This is a genomic window from Robbsia betulipollinis (assembly GCF_026624755.1).
Lineage (GTDB): Bacteria > Pseudomonadota > Gammaproteobacteria > Burkholderiales > Burkholderiaceae > Robbsia > Robbsia betulipollinis.
The window spans coordinates 59593-79510 of sequence record NZ_JAPMXC010000005.1; the positions used below are offsets into that span (position 1 = coordinate 59593).

Annotated in this window: 15 protein-coding genes and 1 tRNA gene; 10 read left to right on the top strand and 6 right to left on the bottom strand. The window is 66.7% G+C overall.

All coding sequences use genetic code 11. The features are described 5' to 3' along the window. Positions 1 to 111 precede the first annotated feature (111 nt). From greA to gloB, 5 genes are all read right to left on the bottom strand, one after another. Positions 112 to 588, bottom strand: a complete 477-nt coding sequence (greA, locus tag OVY01_RS15050) for a transcription elongation factor GreA (RefSeq protein WP_267848399.1) — start codon at positions 586 to 588, stop codon at positions 112 to 114. Between the two features lie 134 nt (positions 589 to 722). Beyond that, positions 723 to 3977, bottom strand: coding sequence for a carbamoyl-phosphate synthase large subunit (carB, locus tag OVY01_RS15055; protein WP_267848400.1), 3255 nt, complete (start codon positions 3975 to 3977; stop codon positions 723 to 725). Positions 3978 to 4082: 105 nt separating this feature from the next. After that, on the bottom strand, positions 4083 to 5237 hold the full coding sequence (carA, locus tag OVY01_RS15060; protein ID WP_267848401.1) for a glutamine-hydrolyzing carbamoyl-phosphate synthase small subunit: 1155 nt from the start codon (positions 5235 to 5237) through the stop codon (positions 4083 to 4085). 375 nt (positions 5238 to 5612) lie between these two features. After that, positions 5613 to 7475: a transglycosylase SLT domain-containing protein gene (locus OVY01_RS15065; protein WP_267848402.1), complete on the bottom strand. Its 1863-nt coding sequence runs from the start codon at positions 7473 to 7475 to the stop codon at positions 5613 to 5615. 179 nt (positions 7476 to 7654) lie between these two features. Continuing rightward, on the bottom strand, positions 7655 to 8497 hold the full coding sequence (gene gloB / locus OVY01_RS15070) for a hydroxyacylglutathione hydrolase (RefSeq protein ID WP_267848403.1): 843 nt from the start codon (positions 8495 to 8497) through the stop codon (positions 7655 to 7657). Between the two features lie 149 nt (positions 8498 to 8646). Between gloB and OVY01_RS15075 the strand changes: the two genes are divergently transcribed. From OVY01_RS15075 to OVY01_RS15110, 8 genes are all read left to right on the top strand, one after another. Beyond that, positions 8647 to 9528 carry a class I SAM-dependent methyltransferase gene (locus OVY01_RS15075; RefSeq protein WP_267848404.1) on the top strand — a complete coding sequence of 294 codons (882 nt, stop codon included), beginning with the start codon at positions 8647 to 8649 and terminating at the stop codon, positions 9526 to 9528. Continuing rightward, the gene (rnhA, locus tag OVY01_RS15080; protein ID WP_267848405.1) at positions 9528 to 9980 is read left to right on the top strand and encodes a ribonuclease HI; all 453 of its coding nucleotides are present in this window, start codon (positions 9528 to 9530) and stop codon (positions 9978 to 9980) included. Before OVY01_RS15075 ends, rnhA begins: the two co-directional genes overlap by 1 nt. Before the next feature lie 105 nt (positions 9981 to 10085). Continuing rightward, entirely contained in the window at positions 10086 to 10838 is a 753-nt protein-coding gene (gene dnaQ / locus OVY01_RS15085) for a DNA polymerase III subunit epsilon (protein WP_267848406.1), read from the top strand. Between the two features lie 47 nt (positions 10839 to 10885). Next, positions 10886 to 10960 (top strand) — tRNA-Val (locus OVY01_RS15090). Positions 10961 to 11241: 281 nt separating this feature from the next. Further along, the gene (locus OVY01_RS15095; RefSeq protein WP_267848407.1) at positions 11242 to 13278 is read left to right on the top strand and encodes a hybrid sensor histidine kinase/response regulator; all 2037 of its coding nucleotides are present in this window, start codon (positions 11242 to 11244) and stop codon (positions 13276 to 13278) included. A 235-nt stretch (positions 13279 to 13513) separates the two neighbouring features. Further along, a complete protein-coding gene (locus tag OVY01_RS15100; RefSeq protein WP_267848408.1) occupies positions 13514 to 14230 on the top strand; it encodes a carbonic anhydrase in 717 nt (238 codons plus the stop codon). A gap of 11 nt (positions 14231 to 14241) precedes the next feature. Then, on the top strand, positions 14242 to 15144 hold the full coding sequence (locus tag OVY01_RS15105; RefSeq protein ID WP_267848409.1) for a bestrophin family protein: 903 nt from the start codon (positions 14242 to 14244) through the stop codon (positions 15142 to 15144). Between the two features lie 208 nt (positions 15145 to 15352). Next, positions 15353 to 16498 carry an alpha/beta hydrolase gene (locus OVY01_RS15110; RefSeq protein WP_267848410.1) on the top strand — a complete coding sequence of 382 codons (1146 nt, stop codon included), beginning with the start codon at positions 15353 to 15355 and terminating at the stop codon, positions 16496 to 16498. 87 nt (positions 16499 to 16585) lie between these two features. On the opposite strand, the gene OVY01_RS15115 is transcribed toward OVY01_RS15110, so the two are convergent. Then, a complete protein-coding gene (locus OVY01_RS15115; RefSeq protein ID WP_267848411.1) occupies positions 16586 to 17758 on the bottom strand; it encodes a GAF domain-containing protein in 1173 nt (390 codons plus the stop codon). Between the two features lie 135 nt (positions 17759 to 17893). Here OVY01_RS15115 and alkB point away from each other — a divergent pair, with 135 nt between their 5' ends. Both alkB and ada read left to right on the top strand, forming a co-directional pair. Then, positions 17894 to 18550, top strand: coding sequence for a DNA oxidative demethylase AlkB (alkB, locus tag OVY01_RS15120; RefSeq protein ID WP_267848412.1), 657 nt, complete (start codon positions 17894 to 17896; stop codon positions 18548 to 18550). 161 nt (positions 18551 to 18711) lie between these two features. After that, complete coding sequence (gene ada / locus OVY01_RS15125; protein ID WP_267848413.1) at positions 18712 to 19881, top strand: bifunctional DNA-binding transcriptional regulator/O6-methylguanine-DNA methyltransferase Ada; 1170 nt, start codon at positions 18712 to 18714, stop codon at positions 19879 to 19881. The last annotated feature ends 37 nt before the right edge of the window (positions 19882 to 19918 follow it).

Here is a 19918-nt window from a genome sequence, read left to right on the forward strand (position 1 = left end):
CGGACCGGGCCGGCGCGTATCGGCAGATCCGCTCAGGTCGTCGTATTGGGCCGGACCAGGAGACGGACTGAAGAGCGGACTGAAAAGCAGATCGGAAAGGCGGACCGCTGATCAGACGTACCGCACCGCGATCACTTCGTACTCGCGCACGCCGCTGGGTGCCTGCACCGCGGCCACATCGCCTTCGTACTTGCCGATCAACGCGCGGGCGATCGGCGAACTCACCGATACCAGCCCCTGCTCCAGGTCCGCCTCGTCGTCGCCGACGATCTGATACGTGACCTTGCCGCCGTTCTCCAGATCCTCGAGATCGATCGTCGCCGCGAAGACGATGCGACCTTCGGCATCGATCGTCGCCGGGTCGATGACCTGCGCGGCGGACAGCTTGCCCTCGAGCTCGATGATCCGGCCCTCGACAAACGATTGCTTTTCCTTGGCCGCGTCGTACTCGGCGTTCTCCGACAGGTCGCCCTGCGCGCGTGCCTCGGAGATCGAATTGATCACCGACGGACGCTCGACCGACTTCAGTCGATGGAGTTCGTCTTTCAACAGCTCTGCACCACGTTTCGTCAGCGGGACGGTACTCATAGCAAATTAACCATACAAAAAAAATCGCCGCAGCAGGTCGCGTTTGCCCGCAGGCAAACGCCGCCCAACCGCGGCTGACGAGGGACGCATCGTTATCGGCGTCCCCAAGACTTCGAATCTCGTCGATCGAAGCCCTAGTTTAGGCGAGCATGCAGTCCTTGTAAATCATAGACTTCAAGCTCCCGCAGATAGGCCAGGCCCTCGACCGCGGCGCGCGCGCCGGAGATCGTCGTGTAGTAGGTGACATTGTTCGCGAGCGAGCTCATGCGGATCGAACGCGAATCGGCGATGGCCGTGCGCGTCTCGTCCACCGTCGTCAGCACCAGCGAAATCTCGCCGTTCTTGATCATGTCGACCACGTGCGGGCGGCCGTCCTTGACCTTGTGGACCACCTTCACCGGCAAGCCGTCGGCGGCGATCGCGGCGGCCGTGCCGCGCGTGGCCACGATCGTGTACCCCAACTCGTGCAGACGCCGGGCGATCTCGACCGCGGCCGGCTTGTCACTGTCCATCACCGTCAACAGGACCGTGCCGGATTCCGGCAGGCGCGAACCGGCCGCGAGCTGCGACTTGAACAGGGCCTCGCCGAAGGTACGGCCCACGCCCATAACTTCGCCGGTCGAGCGCATTTCCGGCCCCAGCACCGGGTCGACCGTCGGGAACTTCGTGAACGGGAACACCGCTTCCTTGACGCTGAAGTACGGCGGCACCACTTCCTTCTCGATGCCCTGCTCGCGCAGCGTCTGCCCGACCATCGCGCGCGCGGCGATCTTCGCCAGTTGCAGACCGGTCGCCTTGGACACGTACGGCACCGTGCGCGAGGCGCGCGGATTGACTTCGAGGACGTAGATCACGTCCTTCGTCGAGCCGTCCGCCTCGCGCTGCTGCTGGATGGCGAACTGCACGTTCATCAGGCCGATCACGTTGAGCCCGCGCGCCATCGCGGCGGTCTGGCGCTTGAGTTCGGCGATCGTCCCCTCGGACAGCGAATACGGCGGCAGCGAGCAGGCCGAGTCGCCGGAGTGCACGCCTGCCTGTTCGATATGCTGCATCACGCCGCCGATGAAGACCGCCTCGCCGTCGGCGATGCAGTCGACGTCGCATTCGATCGCGTCGTTCAGGAACCGGTCGAGCAGGACCGGCGAGTCGTGCGACACCTTGACCGCCTCGCGCATGTAACGCTCGAGGTCGCGCGGTTCATGGACGATTTCCATCGCCCGGCCGCCCAGCACGTACGACGGCCGCACCACCAGCGGATAGCCGATCTCCTCGGCCAGCGCAAGCGCTTCGCTCTCGGCGCGCGCGGTGCGGTTCGGCGGCTGACGCAGTGCCAGATCCTGCAGCAGCTTCTGGAAGCGCTCGCGGTCCTCGGCGGCGTCGATCATGTCCGGCGACGTGCCGACGATCGGCACGCCGTTCGCTTCCAGGTCGAGCGCCAGCTTCAGCGGCGTCTGACCGCCGTACTGCACGATCACGCCGACCGGCTTCTCCTTGTCGACGATTTCCAGCACGTCCTCGAGCGTCAGCGGCTCGAAGTACAGGCGGTCGGACGTGTCGTAATCGGTCGAAACGGTTTCCGGATTGCAGTTGACCATGATCGTCTCATAGCCGTCCTCGCGCAACGCCAGCGCCGCGTGCACGCAGCAGTAGTCGAATTCGATGCCCTGCCCGATCCGGTTCGGACCGCCGCCCAGCACCATGATCTTCTTGTTGTTGGTCGGGGCCGCCTCGCACTCCTCCTCATACGTCGAATAGAGGTAGGCGGTATCGGTCGCGAATTCCGCCGCGCAGGTATCCACGCGCTTGTACACCGGGCGCACCTTCAGCGCGATCCGGCGTTCGCGCACGGCGGTCTGGGTGGCGGACAGCAGGCGCGCGAGGCGCCGGTCCGAAAACCCGCTGCGCTTGAGATGGCGCAGTTCGTCGTGGGTCAGGCTGTCCAGCGTGCGCCCGCCCAGCGCCTTCTCCATCTGCACGATCTGCTCGATCTGCGCGAGGAACCAGGGGTCGATCGCGGTCTCGGCATGAATTTCTTCGACGCTCATGCCGATGCGGAACGCGTCGCCCACGTACCAGATGCGGTCCGGGCCGGCCGCGCCGATCTCCTGGACGATCTCGTCGCGGTCGATCGTCTTCTCGTCGAGCCCGTCGACGCCGACTTCCAGCCCGCGCAGCGCCTTCTGGAACGACTCCTGGAACGTGCGGCCGATCGCCATCACCTCCCCTACCGACTTCATCTGCGTCGTCAGGTGCGAATCCGCCTCGCGGAACTTCTCGAACGCGAAACGCGGCACCTTGACGACCACATAGTCGATCGACGGTTCGAACGACGCCGGCGTCGCGCCCCCGGTGATTTCATTGCGCAATTCGTCGAGCGTGTAGCCCACCGCCAGCTTCGCCGCGATCTTCGCGATCGGGAAGCCCGTGGCCTTCGATGCCAGCGCCGACGAGCGCGACACGCGCGGGTTCATTTCGATGACGATCATCCGGCCGTCGACCGGGTTGATCGCGAACTGCACGTTCGAGCCGCCGGTATCGACGCCGATCTCGCGCAGGACCGCCAGCGACGCGTTGCGCAGCAGCTGGTATTCCTTGTCGGTCAGCGTCTGCGCCGGCGCGACGGTGATCGAGTCGCCCGTGTGGATGCCCATGGGGTCGAGATTCTCGATCGAGCAGACGATGATGCAGTTGTCCGCGGTGTCGCGCACCACTTCCATCTCGTACTCTTTCCAGCCCAGCAGGGATTCCTCGATCAGCAACTCGCGCGTGGGCGACAGATCCAGCCCGCGCTTGCAGATTTCCTCGAACTCCTGGCGGTTGTAGGCGATCCCGCCGCCCGAACCGCCCAGCGTGAACGACGGCCGGATCACGGTCGGATAGCCGCTGCCGCCGGTCAGCGCGGCGATCTGCGTCTGTACCTTCAACGCCTCGTCGAGCGAGTGCGCGATGCCCGATTTCGCCGAACCGAGACCGATGCGGGTCATCGCTTCCTTGAACTTCTGGCGGTCCTCCGCCATGTCGATCGCCTTCGGCTTCGCGCCGATCAACTCGACGCCGTGCTTGTCGAGCACGCCCTGACGATGCAGTTCGAGCGCGCAGTTCAGCGCGGTCTGGCCGCCCATGGTCGGCAGGATCGCGTCGGGCTTTTCCTTCGCGATGATGCGTTCGACGACTTCCCAGGTGATCGGCTCGATATAGGTCACATCGGCCGTGTCCGGGTCCGTCATGATCGTGGCCGGGTTGCTGTTGACCAGGATCACCCGGTAGCCTTCCTCGCGCAACGCCTTGCAGGCCTGCGCGCCGGAATAGTCGAACTCGCAGGCCTGACCGATGATGATCGGACCGGCGCCGATGATGAGGATGCTCTTGATGTCTGTGCGCTTTGGCATGGCTTTGCTAAAAATATTCTGTGTGTGTGCCGCGCGACGCGCTCCGGGACATTCCCGGGGCGTCCTGCGCGCCGTCAGGCGCCGGTCGGCCGGCGCGTGCCGTCATCAGGCCCGCTGGCGTGCGGCCGACGGGTGCGCGACCATGGAATCGATGAAGCGATCGAACAGATAGGCCAGGTCCGACGGGCCCGGCGACGCTTCCGGATGGCCCTGGAAGCAGAACGCCGGCTTGTCGGTCAGGGCGAAACCCTGGAGCGTGTTGTCGAACAGCGAGACGTGCGTGACGCGCGCGTTCGCCGGCAGCGAGTCCGTGTCGACCGCGAAACCGTGGTTCTGCGAGGTGATCACGACGCGGCCGTCGTCCAGATCCTTGACCGGATGGTTCGCGCCATGATGGCCGGTCTTCATCTTCACGGTCTTCGCGCCGACGGCGAGCGCCATGATCTGGTGTCCCAGACAGATGCCGAACGTCGGAATGCCGCGCGCGATGCTCTCGCGCGTGGCGCGGATCGCGTAATCGCACGGTTCCGGATCGCCGGGACCGTTCGACAGGAAGATGCCATCCGGCGACAGCGCCAGCGCGTCGTCGATCGTGCTTTGCGCCGGCAGCACCGTCACCTGGCAGCCGCGCTCGGCGAGCATGCGCAGGATGTTGTACTTGACGCCGTAGTCGAAGGCGACGACGCGGAATCTGGGCTGTTCGAGCCGCCCGCACCCCTGCCCCAGCTTCCACTCGGTCTGCTGCCACTCGTAGGATTCGGCGACGGACACTTCCTTCGCGAGATCCATGCCGGCCAGACCGGGGAAGGAACGCGCCAGTTCGATCGCGCGTGCCGGATTGTCCTCGCCCGCGAGGATCGCGCCGTTCTGCGCGCCCTTCTCGCGCAACAGGCGCGTGAGACGGCGCGTGTCGATGCCGGCGATGCCGACGACATTGCCGGCACGCAGGTATTCGCTCAGCGAGCGCTGCTTGCGGAAATTCGAGGCGACCAGCGACAGGTCCCGGATCACCAGGCCGGCAGCGAAGATCTTGAACGATTCGGCATCCTCGTCGTTCGCGCCGACATTGCCGATATGCGGATAGGTCAGCGTGACGATCTGACGGGCATAGCTCGGATCAGTGAGAATTTCCTGATAACCGGTCATCGCGGTGTTGAACACCACTTCACCGGTCGTATGGCCCTCGGCTCCGATCGACCAGCCACGGAAAGTCGTGCCGTCGGCGAGTGCGAGCAAAGCAGGAGGAAGAGACGGCAGCACAGGGAGGCTCCTGATGGATCACCCTGGCCGACCTGCCGTCCCGTCGACCACTGGCCTCGTCGTCGCGCGCGGCGGGCTGCGTCCCGACCGGCGCTGCAAGCGGCTCGGGTCCTGGGGATGCGCCTCGACCGGCCAAGCCCTGGAGGGCATCGGACGACAGGAAGCAACGGGTAAGGCGATGAAGGAAGGAGGTAGGCGCTAGGGCTTTGTGTTGATTGGGCTAAACCAGCGGATTATAGCCTAATAGACGCAGGAATGACAGCCGCAAACGGTCCTGCGGCGTAATGCAGCAGCCCGCGCGCCATGTCGGCCGGGCGGGACGAGGCCGTGCCTCCAGCCGCACCGGACCGGGTCCGTTCGGCGCGGCCGCGGTGCTCAGCGCGAAGCGGTGATCTTGCGGCCGCGCTTGTCCGCTGCGTCGGCCTTGGCGGCAGGTGCGCTGCGCGTGGCCTTGGCGAGCGGTCGGGTGGCCGGCTCGGCGCGCCGCGCGCTGGTTGCGGCAGCTTTCGCAGCGGGCCGCGCCGCGGCGGCTTCGGTGCGGGCCGATGTACCGGCTTTCCCAGCCACGGCACGCGGCGCGGCCGCCGCCGGGCGGGATGTCGCGATGCGGGACGACGCCGGGCGCGAGGCCGCCGCGCGAGGCGACGACGTGCGGGACGCTGCCGCCGACCGTCCCGCGCGACGCTCGCTCACGGGCGGCGCGGACGGTGCGGGCGGCGCCACCGGCGCCTCGACATGCGCCGACGCGCGCATGATGCCGCGTTTCGGACCGTCGTCGCCGACCGGCACGGTCTCCAGCGGCATCACGCGCGGCAGATCGTCGCGATCCGCCCGCACGAACATCACCAGACGGGTGCCCGCGCGGAAGGTACTGGCGCGCGTGCGATTCCAGCTATGCAGTTGCGCGGTCGATACGCCATAGCGCGAAGCCACGGAGGCGGCGGACTCCCGCGAACTCAGGCGCACCGTCAGGCGGCGCATGTCGGGCCGGTCCGGCTCCACCGACATCACCGCGCTCTCCGCGATGTCCGCGCTGATATCGCCGTTGCCGTCGCCGTCGGCCTTCGGCACCAGCACCGTCGAGCCCGGCTTCAGCCGCATGCCCGCGGGGATCTTGTTGACCGAGATCAGCGTTTGCGCATCGATGCCGATCTTGTCGGCCAGATCGTTCGGACGCTCGCGCTGGCTGACCCGATAGGTCGTCCAGCTCGACAACGGTTGGCTGTAGGTCTTCAGGTTGTGCTCGAAGGTCTCGGCGCTGTCGAACGGCAGCAGGATCTGCGGCTGCGTCGAGCCCAGGATCACCGGCTTGGTGAACGACGGGTTGAGCGCCTTGAAGTCGTCGAGCGGCAGGTCGGCGAGCTTGGCGGCCACCTTGACGTCGATGTCGCGCGCGGTCGTCACCGTCACGAAATACGGGTGATTCGGAATCGACGGCAACGTCAGCCCATACTGCGCCGGGTTCTCGATCAGGTTCTTGACGGCCTGCAGCTTGGGAACGTAGTTGCGCGTTTCCGCCGGCATGCGCAGGCTTTGGTAGTCCGTGGGCAGGCCCTGGGCGGCGTTGCGCGCGACCGCGCGCTGCACGTTGCCCTCGCCCCAGTTGTACGCGGCCAGCGCCAGATACCAGTCGCCGAACATGTCGTGCAGACGCGAGAGGTAATCAAGCGCGGCATCGGTGGAAGCCAGCACGTCGCGCCGCTCGTCCTGGAACATATTCTGTTTCAGGTTGTAATCGCGGCCGGTGCCGGGAATGAACTGCCACATGCCTGCCGCCTTCGCGACGGACAATGCCTGGGGATTGTAGGCGCTCTCGATGAATGGCAGCAGCGCGAGCTCGGTGGGCATGTGCCGCTGCTCGAGCTGCTCGACGATGTGATAAAGGTACAACCGCGAACGGTCGGTCATCCGCTGCACGTAATCCGGGCGCGACGAGTACCACCGGGTTTGCGCGTCCACCAGATCGCCGCTCAGATCCTCCATCTGGAAACCCTTGCGGATCCGGCCCCAGAGATCGCCATCGTTCGACGCGAGCGAGTCGACGGAACCGTTGTCGAGGTCGATGGTCTTGCTCGGGCTCGACTTCTTCAGCGCCTGATGGATCGCCGTGTCTTTCGAGTGATCCTGGTTCGTGGCGAAGGCGTCGGTATCCGTCAAACCCTGCTGGGCTTGATTCTCGGCGGTGCCGGCGCATGCGGTGAGGAGTAGCGCCAGCAGCGCGGGGAAAATCAATCGCATAGGAAAGCGTCTCGTGATCCGGGGAAGATCAGGGAAAAGTCGTGAGGCGATGGTAAGGAAAGCTTCCGGCAACGTCAACCGCCGTTACAAAAACTCAATGAAATTGAGGAACTAGAAGCGGTTATTAAAGTGCCGACCGGGTTTGCCCGAGCACGCGGGCATGCCGCCCCGCCATGGCCCTAGAAGCGATCCTTCCAGGCCCGCAATTCGGTGAAAGCGTCCAGACGGTCCCGCACCGCACGCCCGAGGTGCGCATGCAGCGCGGCGCGGATCGCCGGGGCATCCGTACGCAGGAAGGGATTGACGCGCCGCTCGTCGCCCAGCGTGGTCGGCAGCGTCGGCGCGTCCTGTTCCCGCAGCGCCTGCGCGCGTGCATGCCAGGCGTGGAGATCGGCATTGTCCGCGTCGCACGCCAGCGCGAAGCGGATGTTCGACAGCGTGTACTCGTGCGCGCAATGCACCCGGGTCGCGTCGTCCAGCGCGGCGAGCCGGTCGAGCGAAGCCTGCATCTGCGCCGGCGTGCCCTCGAACAGGCGTCCGCATCCGGTCGCGAACAGCGTGTCGCCGCAGAATACCCGCGGCGGCGCGCCCTCGGCCGCGGCCTGGTGGAACGCGATATGACCGCGGGTGTGACCGGGCACGTCGATGACCGTGAAGCGGGCCGCCGGCTGCGCGATCTCGACGGTGTCGCCGTCGCGCAGCCGGTGCGTGACATGGGCGATGTCCTCGCCGGCCGGGCCGTAAACCGGCACCGTCGCGTGGGCGCCGTGCGCCGCCGCGTGGTGGGCGAGCAGTCCCGCGACACCGCCGACATGGTCCGCGTGGTGATGGGTGAGTAGAATAGCGCTCAGCGTCCAGCCGCGCGCCGCGAGCGCCGCGACGACCGGGCGCGCATCGCCCGGATCCACCACGATGACCTCGCGCCCGGCGCCGATCAGCCAGATATAGTTGTCGGCGAGCGCCGCGACGGGAAGAACTTGCAGCGGCGCGGTATCGCGTAACGCGGTGGAAACGGAAAGCATGGCAAGATCCGGTGAAGAAAAACGTACGACATGAACGGACCGCACGGAACAAGACGGGCAAAAGGCACGCATCGGCAACGCCGGCATCACCGCCGGGGCACGTGCACGCCGCCCACGCCTGTGAAGCGCATAACACCCACTAGGTAGACATGTCTGACCGACCGATTATAGACTGGTCCGACTGGACGGATTCGGCTCCCGGGCAGTACGTGCTCGCGTGGGAGCAGGCGCAACTCGATCGGGTAGTGGGCGACATCTTCGGCTATCGCGCGATCCAGCTGGGCATGCCGCAACTCGACGCCTTGCGGGAAAACCGGATGCCGGGGCGCATTCTGATGCTCGACCCCGCCAGCTCGGTGAGCCTGCCCTACGTCCTGCCGCAGACCCGGCCGGGCGCGGACCGGTTGACGCACGCCGCGGCCGCACACGCCCGCACGCCGCCGAAACTGATCCGCCACACCGTCGTGCAGGGTGCGCCGCACGCGCCACCCGGACGCTGCACGATGTGGGGCGATTTCGCGGAACTGCCGTTCGAGAACCAGAGCGTGGACCTGCTGGTCATGCCGCATACGCTCGAATTCACGCGCGAGCCGCACGAACTGCTGCGCGAGGCCGAGCGGGTGCTCGTGCCCGAGGGCCGGCTGGTCATCGTCGGATTCAATTCGCTCAGCCTGTGGGGCGTGAGACAATCGATCGGCCGCCTGACCCACCGCCCTTTCGTGCCGCCGGACAGCGATCTGATCGCGTTCACGCGCCTGAAGGACTGGATCAAGCTGCTGGGCTTCGAGCTGAGCCGCGGCCGTTTCGGCTGTTACCGGCCGCCGCTCGGCAACCCGCAATGGCTCGAACGCTGCGGCTTCATGGAAGCGGCCGGCGACCGCTGGTGGCCGATCTTCGGCGCCGTGTATCTGGTCACCGCCGTCAAGCGCGTGCGGCGCATGCGCCTGATCGGCCCGGCGTGGAAAAAGAAGACCGTCCCGGTGCCGGCGCTCGCGCCCATAGGCGCACCGAACACACGCAACAGGAAATGATGGCAGACAAGGATTGCGTCGAGATCTATGCAGACGGCGCCTGCAAAGGCAACCCCGGCCCGGGAGGCTGGGGCGCGTTCCTGCGCTTCGGTGAACAGGAGAAGGAAATCTGCGGCGGCGAGGCCGTGACGACGAACAACCGCATGGAACTGATGGCGGTGATCTCGGCACTGGGTCTGCTGAAACGGCCCTGCAAGGTGGTGCTGTGGACCGACTCGCAATACGTGCAGAAAGGCATCAGCGAATGGATCCACGGCTGGAAGGCGCGCAACTGGGTCACCGCGGCGAAGGCCCCGGTCAAGAACGCGGACCTGTGGCGCGAACTCGATGTCGTCGCGGCCCGGCACGAGGTGCAATGGCGCTGGGTGAAGGGGCACGCGGGACATCCCGGCAACGAACGCGCGGACCGGCTCGCGAACCGCGGCGTCGACATGCTGAACACGCTCGGCTAGCGAACGCTCGGGCGGGCGAACCCGGCGGGCGGGACGACCGCACGCCCGCGGGCGCCCGCCCTGCCGGCACCGCTCCCCCTCGGCTTCCACTTCCTAACCCACATCATGCGCCAACTCGTCCTCGATACCGAAACCACCGGCCTGAATCCCCGCACCGGCGACCGCATCATCGAAATCGGCGCGGTCGAACTGGTGAACCGGCGCCTGACCGGCAACAACCTGCATTTCTACATCAACCCGGAACGCGACAGCGACCCGGGCGCGCTGGCCGTGCACGGCCTGACCACCGAATTTCTCTCGGACAAACCCAAGTTCGCGGACATCGTCGAGCAACTGCGTGCGTTCGTCCAGGATGCCGAACTGATCATCCACAACGCGCCGTTCGACATCGGCTTTCTCGAAGCGGAGTTCAAGCTGTTGCGGCTGCCCGGCTTCATCCAGCACTGCAGCGGCGTGATCGATACCCTCGCGCAGGCCAAGGCGATGTTCCCCGGCAAGCGCAATTCGCTCGACGCGCTGTGCGATCGTTTCGGCATCAGCAACGCGCACCGCACGCTGCATGGCGCGCTGCTCGACTCCGAACTGCTCGCCGAGGTCTATCTGTCGCTCACGCGCGGCCAGGAAAGCCTGGTGATCGATCACGACAACGCGCACGACCTGCCGGGCAGCGGATCCGCCGGCGCCGCCGCATCGTTCGCGGCGCTCGCGCTGCCGGTGCTGCGGGCCTCGGAAACGGAGTCGCACGAGCACGAAACCGTCCTCGACGCGCTCGACAAGGCGCGCAAGGGCACATGCGTGTGGCGGGTACCGCCGGCGCCCGACGATGTGGATGTGGATGCCGCGATCGGCACGGTATAGAAAACGCTTTACGGGTCAAAAAACGTCTGCCATAATTGCGCCTCTTCGGGTGGTTAGCTCAGTGGTAGAGCACTGCCTTCACACGGCAGGGGTCACTGGTTCGAAACCAGTACTACCCACCAGATTCGCGGAACGCATGCCGCATGCACCGCAGTGAAAGGCCCTCAGGCGCAAGCCGGGGGCCTTTTTCTTTTGCCGATCGCGATGCAGGCGGCCCGGACGATCGGCGGCGCCCCGCCCGGCACGCTGCATGACTTCGCGAACTTGTGGGAAAATCCAGGGCTTTCCCACCTGCCTCCGTCATCGTCCGGCGCCCGGGCTTCGCCGCGATTCCGCGCCGCGACGAACCGGCACCTCCTGGATTCACGAGGCCTTTCCCGAGCGCTTCCGCCAAGAACCATCCATGTCCGAGCCTTCGTCTTCCGCTGCACGCTGCCTGCCCGCCGTCGAACATTCGCAGACGCACCGCGCCGCGCCGCCATCGGTCGATGAAGCGGAACGGCAGGTCGCCGCGCGCGCCCGGGAACACGACGGGTTCTGGCAGGCGAGCCCCGACATGCTCGGCGTGACCGACGGCCACGGCGTCTGGACCCGCGTCAATCCCGCATGGGAACGCACGCTGGGCTGGCCGCCCGAGCAGATTCTCGGCCGCACGGCCGATTGGCTCGAGCACCCCGATACCGCCGAACCGATGGCGCGGCGGTTGCAAGGGCAATCGCCGAGCCAGGATACGCCGGCGTTCGAACACCGCCTGCGTGCGCGCGACGGTACCTTCCACCTGTTCAGCTGGACGGTGGTGGCGCTGGACGGCAGTTGGTTCTGCATCGCGCGGGACATCACCGAGGAGCGCGCGCGTGAAACCGCCTTGCGCGATTCGATGGACTTCACGCGGCTCGCCCTCGCGGCGGTCAGCGGCGTCGGCGCCTGGACCTACGACGTCGCCAGCGATCGCTTTTTCTGCGATGCCGCAATCGCCGAGGTGTATGGCGTGGATACGGCGGAGGCGCAAGCCGGCATCCAGCGCGCGCGCTTTCTCGCCAACGTGCACCCCGACGACCTGGCGGCGCTGCGCACGACGATGGCCGGCGGCCTGGTGCGCAGCGGCGACCTGGAACTCGAATACCGGGTGTGCCATCCCGACGGGTCGACCCGCTGGGTGCTCTCGCGCGGCCATACCTATTTCGATGCCGCAGGCCGGCCGATGCGCCGCACGGGCGTGGGCATCGACATGACGACGCAGCGGCTGCTCGAGGAGCAACTGCGGCAAAGCCAGAAGATGGAGGCCGTGGGCCAGCTCACCGGCGGTCTGGCACACGATTTCAACAACCTGTTGCAGGGCGTGATGGGGCCGCTCGAACTGGTTCGCCGCCTGATCGCATTGCATCGCACGCAGGATCTCGAACGCTACATCGGCATGGCCATGTCCTCGGCGCAGAAGGCCGCCGCGCTGACGCATCGCTTGCTGGCTTTTTCGCGCCGGCAGCCACTCGATCCGAAACACGTGGACGCCAACGCGCTGGTCCTGTCGCTGGGCGACCTGCTGCGCCGCACCACCGGCGAACAGGTCCCCGTCGAACTGGTGCTCGACGCCGCCCCCTGTCACACGCGCTGCGACGCGAACCAGCTCGAAAGCGCGCTGCTCAATCTGTCGCTCAATGCCCGTGACGCCATGCCGGAAGGCGGAACGCTCACGATCCAGACCGCGCACGAGGAAATCGACCGCAAATACGCCGCGACGCAGCGCGGCGTGAAGCCGGGCCGCTATATCAGCATCGCGGTGACCGACACCGGCGAGGGCATGCCGCCCGATGTCGCCCGGCAGGCGTTCGAGCCGTTCTTCACGACCAAGCCGCTCGGCCAGGGCACCGGCCTGGGATTGTCGATGGTCTATGGTTTCGCGGGTCAGTCCGGTGGTTTCGCGACCCTCTACAGTCACGTCGGGCTGGGCACGACGATTCGCATCTATCTGCCCGAAACCGAGGGCGAGGCGACGACCGTCGACGCGCAGAGCGAGCACGCCGATCTCCAGACCGGCGCGGGCGAAACGATTCTCGTGGTCGAGGACGACGAGAACGTGCGGCAATTGTTGATCGACCTGTTCGCCGAATGCGGCTATGTCATCCTGCACGCCACCGACGGGCCGTCGGGGCTCGCCATCATCGAATCGGATGCGCGGATCGACCTGCTCGTGAGCGATGTCGGGCTGCCGGGCCTGAACGGCCGGCAAATGGCCGACGCGGCACGCCTGAGACGGCCCGGTCTGCGCATCCTGTTCACGACGGGTTACGCCGAACTGGCCGCCGTCAACGACGGCTTCCTGGCACCGGGCATGCAGATGATCACCAAGCCCTTCAGCGTCGAGAAAATCGTCCAGCGCGTACAGCAGATGCTCGGCACGCCGGCGCTGCGTGGAATGTCGGGCGGCAACGCCGAAGAATGACGCCTGTGAAGGGGTTGCGGATGCCTTCCCCTCAACAATTCGTGCAACACTTGCTTACAAAGCGGTACGATGATTTCCGCGCGAAGCGACGATACTTCGCTATTATTTATTACAAATAGCTGACAGTTTGCACGACCGGACACGCCTTGCCCGGTGGCGCGAGGCGCCAGTGCATCCGTATGCCCCTGCGGCGGACCGTCTCTCCGCCGCGCCTCGACATCCATCAGGAGCGCCTATGAGCGATGCCACATCCCGTCCCACCCTCGCGACCGCGGTCGCGTCCCCCGGGCCCGAAAGCGGAACGGAGTCGATGACGCGCCTGCTGGAAGGCATCGGACGTTTCCAGCAGGAGGCCTATGCCGAACTGCGCGGACAGTTCGAGTCCCTGTCCGCCGGACAGGCGCCGCACACGCTCTTCATCACCTGCGCGGACAGTCGCGTCGCGCCGGAACTGATCACGCAGGCGGACCCCGGCGAGATCTTCGTGTGCCGCAACATCGGCAATATCGTGCCGGCCTATGGTGAAATGCTCGGTGGCGTATCGGCCGTCATCGAATACGCGGTCTGCGGCCTGAAGGTCAAGAACATCGTCATCTGCGGTCACACGGACTGCGGCGCGATGAAGGCGCTGAGTGCCGGCCCGCAACTGCTGGACGAATCGATGCCGACCGTGCGCGCCTGGCTGCGCAATGCCGAATCCGCCCGTTCGGTGGTCATGGCGACGCGTACCGAGGATCCGCCCGCCGCGGAGCTGACCCACGCGCTGGCTTACCAGAACGTCATCACGCAATTGATGCATCTGCGCACGCATCCCTCGGTCGCCGCCGGGCTGGCGAACGGCACGCTCGGGGTCTACGGCTGGGTCTTCGACATCGCCGAAGTCCGGGTGTCCGTCCTCGATCCGAGCGGCGCCTGGATCAGCAATCTGCGTCACGAACCGCCCGCGCGCTGAGCGTTACGGCGATGATGGTACAACACGGCTCCCGGTTCAATTCGCTGGTCCGCTATCTCGGCTGGCCGCTGCTGGCCCTGCTCTTCTGGGATGTCGCGGTCACCGCCTCGTATGTCATGCTGCACCGGGGCGGCAGCCTGGAATTGCCGTCCCTGCCCGTGTCGCTGTTCGGCTCGGTGCTGGTGCTGTTCCTGGGCGTACGCACCAACGCCGCCTATGCACGGTGGTGGGAGGCGCGCACGCTGTGGGGCGCGATCGTCAACGCATCGCGCAGTTTCGCGCGCGAGACGCTGTACCTGGTGAGCGACGCCGCCCCGGCGCAGGCCGTGCAGCGGAGCATGGTGCGCCGTCAGGTGGCTTACGCGCAGGCACTGCGTCTGCACCTGTTGCGCCAGGATGTCACGCCCGCGCTGCGCGTCCTGTCCGCCGGAGAAACCGGCGACGCCCGGTACGACGCCTTCTCGAACGTGCCGAACGCCCTGTTGAACCGGCACGCGGCCGACATGGCCCACTGTCACGCGGCGGGCTGGCTCGACCGTTACGACCGGATCCGACTGGAAACCACGCTGGTCGATCTGTCCAACGCGCAGGGCGGCCTGGAACGCATCAAGAACACGCCATTGCCGAAACAATACGGCCAGTACCTGCGCTTCTTCGTCACCGCCTTCTGCATCCTGCTGCCGATCGGCCTGGTGGACAGTCTGCTGTACTACACGCCGCTGGCGTCCACCGCCGTCGGTTTCATCCTGATGACGATCGACAAGATGGGAACGGATCTTCAGGATCCCTTCACCAACAGCGTCCATGACGTGCCGATGGATTCCATCTGCCGCACGATTCAGATCGACCTGATGGAATCCATCGGCGAAACCGCACCCACGCCCGCGCATTCGGTCGACGGCGTGCTCTGGTAAGCCACCGCACGCACGGCTTCCGGCTTCCGGCTTCCGGTACGCCCGGGCACCGAGGCAACGCCGAACCGGGAACGGAAAATGCTTTCGGAGATGCCATCCCGCTCAATCGCGGCCCTGCCTTCGCAGGTGCGATGGACGGGGAAAACACACTGGCTCAGCCGGTCATTTTTCAACCGTTTCCGCCTTCGTTAGAAAAGAGATAAAAACCATGCGTTTGCCTTCAGACCTCAACGATCGTTCCAATGGCGTCTTCCGGCTCCGGCTGGCCAGTAGCGCCGTCATTCTGGCTACCGCCACCTTGCTGCTGGGCGCCTGCAGCACGCCTTCGGACAAGCCCTCTCCCCTGGCCAACGCCGTCGCGAAGACCACCGCCGACGTGCGCGCCGACGACGACATGCTGAGTGTGCTCAATGCGCTGGCCAGCCTGCATCCGGATGCCATCGAGAAAGTGGACGTGGCCACCGCCCGCATGCAGCCCGGCGTGGCCGACGGCGTCAAGATCGTGCTGAAGAACGAAGGACGCTCGACCTCGCCGACCGCGCTGGTACCGGGCATCACCACCCAGGACATCACGATTCCGGGACCCGCAGGCGCATTGGGTGCCACGGTGTACAAGCCGATGGGCCCGGGCCCGTTCCCGGTGATCACCTACTTCCATGGCGGGGGCTGGGTGATCGCCGACCGCAAGGTCTACGATGCGGGCGCGCGCGGCCTGGCGAAAGCGTCGAACGCGATCGTGGTATCGGTGGATTACCGCCGTGCGCCGGAAGCGAAATTCCCGGCTGCCTGGGATGACGCCTTCGCGTCGTACCGCTGGGTGGCCAGCCATGCCGCCAGCCTCGGGGGCGACCCGAGAAAGTTGGCGCTGGCCGGCGAGAGCGCGGGCGGAAACCTGGCTGTCGCCACGGCGATCGCCGCGCGCGATGCGCATGCACCGATGCCGCTCGCGGTGCTGGCGGTCTATCCGGTCGCCCAGTCGGGTAGCCTGAACACGGCGTCGTACCTCGAAAACGAAGTCACGAAGCCGCTCGACAAGCCGATGATCGAGTGGTTCCTCGACAAGCTGCTGGCCTCGCCGGACCAGAAGAAGGATACGCGTCTCGATCTGGTGCACGCGAATCTGGCCGGCCTGCCGCCCGTCACGATCATCAACGCGAACATCGATCCGCTGCGCGACGATGGCGAAATGCTGCAAAAGGCAATCGAAGCGGCGAATGGTCCGGTCGAACGTCGCCTGTACAAGGGCGTGACGCACGAGTTCTTCGGTACCGCGGCCGTGGTGCAGAAGGCACGCGATGCGCAGGCCTATGCCGGGCAGCGGATGAAGCAGGCCTTCGGCACGGGCGGCATGTAAAGAAGGCAGGACCGCGGCGGTCAGGCTCCCGGCCGCGCGAGGCGGCGGCATGGGCCGCCGCCACGGTTCAGCTGTTGGCCTCAGCCGTTAACTGTTGGCGTTAGCCGTCAGCCGCGAATGGTCCCCCGCGAGCGCCGACAGCGCGGAGCGCAGCCTCCGCCCCTGGATCCGCAATCGAATCTCCGACGACGCCACGTTCGCCAGCGCCACCAGCGCGCGCTCCTCCTGGGCATCGAGCGTCCGAGGTTCCGGGTGCAGCACGCACAATGCGCCCAAGGCGTACCCCTGATCGTCGACCACCGGTGCCCCCGCGTAAAACCGGACCCGCCCCGCGCCGCGCACCATCGGATGATTGACGAACCGTGCGTCCAGCGTCGCATCCTCCACCAGAAACACGCCCTTCTGCATGATGGTGTGATTGCAGAACGCCACATCGCGCGATGTTTCCATCTCTTCCACGCCCACGCGTGACTTGAACCATTGCCGGTCCGATGCCAGCAGGGACAACACCGCCATCGGCATCTTGAGCAGGTGGCCCGCCAGCCAGGTCACGTGATCGAACGATGCTTCCGGCAGGGTATCCAGCAAGCCGCTGCGATCGACCGCCGCCGCCCGCGACGCTTCGTTGGCCATCAAGGGATAGCGTATCGTGGCGTCCGGCGCCGGGGCGGATGTCGCCGGCGCGCGGGCGCCGGGCAATGCGCCCCGCACCCAGGCAGCGAGTCCCCCGGCCACATCCGCGGGGGCAAGCGCGCTCAGACGCCCATGCCCACCGCAGCGGGCGACGAGTTCATCGGTCGACAGCGAGGAGATCGCGAGCATTTTCAGATGGCCCAGCACGGGATCGTCCAGTACCCGCTGCAACAGCACCAAACGCTCGGGTTGGTGCATGTCGACCTCGATGATGAACAAAGCCGGAGAGGAAGCGCCGACCGCCAGCAGGGCCGCGAACGCGTCTTCGAAGAGGGTCAGCAGGAATTCCCCGGCTGGAGCGAGCGCGTCCTGGACGAGACGCCCACCCGCAGGCGCGGCCAGGACGATGACCTCGGCCGAGACGAAGGCGTCGTCGAGCACGTCCTTGCGCTCCTTCGCCAGCATCGCCTGTACGGCGCTGCGCCGGATGCGGCGATGCCCTCCAGGGGTCTTCCAGGAACCAAGCGCGCCGGTTTCGATCCAGTTTTGCGCGGTGCGAACGGACACGCCCAGCAGCTCGGCTGCCCGGCGTGTGGTCAGGATCGGATCGTCTGTAGAAGGAGGCAAGAGAACCTACACAGTAGGGATAAAGAAAAAATGATACATCCAAACTTACAACCGACAAAGTATTGAAAGATTTGCCTACACGCACGCGGGCTACATATCGGCACCTGCCATGCGGCGCAACGGTAAGATATCGGCATGACCACCGCAGACCTGTTCGAATCGATGGCGTCGCCGTTGCCACCCGTCGAAGCCATCGGCCCCGCTTCGTACCTGTTGCGCGGCTTCGCCCTGTCCCACGCGGACGGTTTGATCGGGGCATTGCACGACATCGCGGCCGCGGCCCCGTTTCGCCGGATGCGCACACCTGGAGGAGCGACGATGTCGGTGGCGCTGACGAACTGCGGCATGCTCGGCTGGGTCTCCGACCGTCATGGCTACCGTTACGAGCGGATCGATCCGCGAACCGGGCGTGCCTGGCCGCCGCTGCCGGACGCGTTTTCGCAACTGGCGCGCGAAGCCGCCGTACAGGCCGGGTTCGACGCCTTCGCGCCGGACGCCTGTCTGATCAACCGCTACCTGCCGGGGACGAAGATGTCGTTGCACCAGGACCGGGACGAACGCGATTTCAGCGCGCCGATCGTATCGGTTTCGCTCGGCATCCCCGCGGTGTTCCAGTTCGGCGGCATGGCGCGCGGCGACAAGGCGCTGCGCGTGCCGGTCTTCCACGGCGACGTGGTGGTCTGGGGCGGTGTCGACCGGCTGCGCTTTCACGGCGTGCTGCCGCTCAAAACGGCGCGACACGCGACGCTGGGTGAACAGCGCATCAATCTGACGTTCCGCAAGGCGGGATGAGGCGGGACGCCGCGCAGCGATAGCGATAGCGATAGCGATAGCGATAGCGGCGGCGACCGCACGACCTTCTGAATTCGACCGCAAGCGACGGGGTGCCGCGGACCGGTCCGGGCACCATGCTTCAACCACGCTTCGCCCCGAACCCTTTGCCGGGAGCCACCATGTCAGCACCCTTGCGCCCGCCGTACGCCACCGCCCTGCTTCCTGCCGCGACCGACAGCGCCGACGCCGCGGCCGACCCCGACGCCGCGGGCACCGCCGCGGCCGACGAGCTGCGCTGGGCCGCCGTCCAGGCCCGCGACCATACGGCCGACGCGCTGTTCGTGTACGGGGTGCGCACCACCGGCGTCTACGGCCGGCCCAGCGGCAGCGCCCGCCTGCCGCGCCGCGAGAACGTCGTCTTCTTCGCCAGCGCCGCCGCTGCCGAGGCCGCGGGCTACCGTCCCAGCCGGCGCGCCGCGGCGGATCGCACCGCGCGCGATGCCCGGCAGGCAGCGCTGGTCACCGAGGCCTGCCGGCGCATCGATGCCGCCGATGTCGCGCCCTGTCTCGCGACGCTGGCGACGCATGCCGGTTTGAGTCCCGGTCATTTTCATCGCCTCTTCAAAGCCGTGACCGGCCTGACGCCGAGCGCCTACGCCGCGGCGGCCCGCCGCCGCAGGGTGCATGCCGGCCTGCCGGTCGCCGGCTCCGTGACGCGCGTGCTCTACGACGCCGGCTTCGCATCGAACAGCCGCTTTTATGCCGCCACGGATCACATGCTGGGCATGACGCCATCGAACTATCGCGCCGGGGGCGCCAACACCACGATCCGCTTCGCGATCGGCGCGTGTTCGCTGGGCGCGATCCTCGTCGCGCAAAGCCCGCGCGGCATCTGCGCGATCCTGCTGGGCGACGACCCGGATCGGCTCGCGCGCGATCTGCAGGACCAGTTCCGCGAAGCAGCGCTGATCGGCGCCGATGCATCTTTCGAGCATCTGGTCGCCCTCGTCGTCGGCTTCGTCGAGACGCCGGCACTCGGGCTCGACCTGCCGCTGGACATCCGCGGCACCGTGTTCCAGGAGCGGGTCTGGCGCGCACTGGCGGCCATTCCCCCCGGTCAGACCGCGAGCTACGCCGACATCGCCGCGCGTATCGGCGCACCGACCGCCGTGCGCGCGGTGGCACGGGCCTGCGGCGCGAACCGCCTCGCGGTCGCGATTCCATGTCATCGCGTGGTGCGCGCCGACGGCGCGCTGTCCGGCTACCGCTGGGGCGTGGAGCGCAAGCAGGCGCTGCTGGTGCGCGAGGCCGAACCCCTGGGCATCGACAACGCCGCCGAAGATCGATAAACGCTTGATTTGCCAAGCATTCCGCAAGCGGCGATGA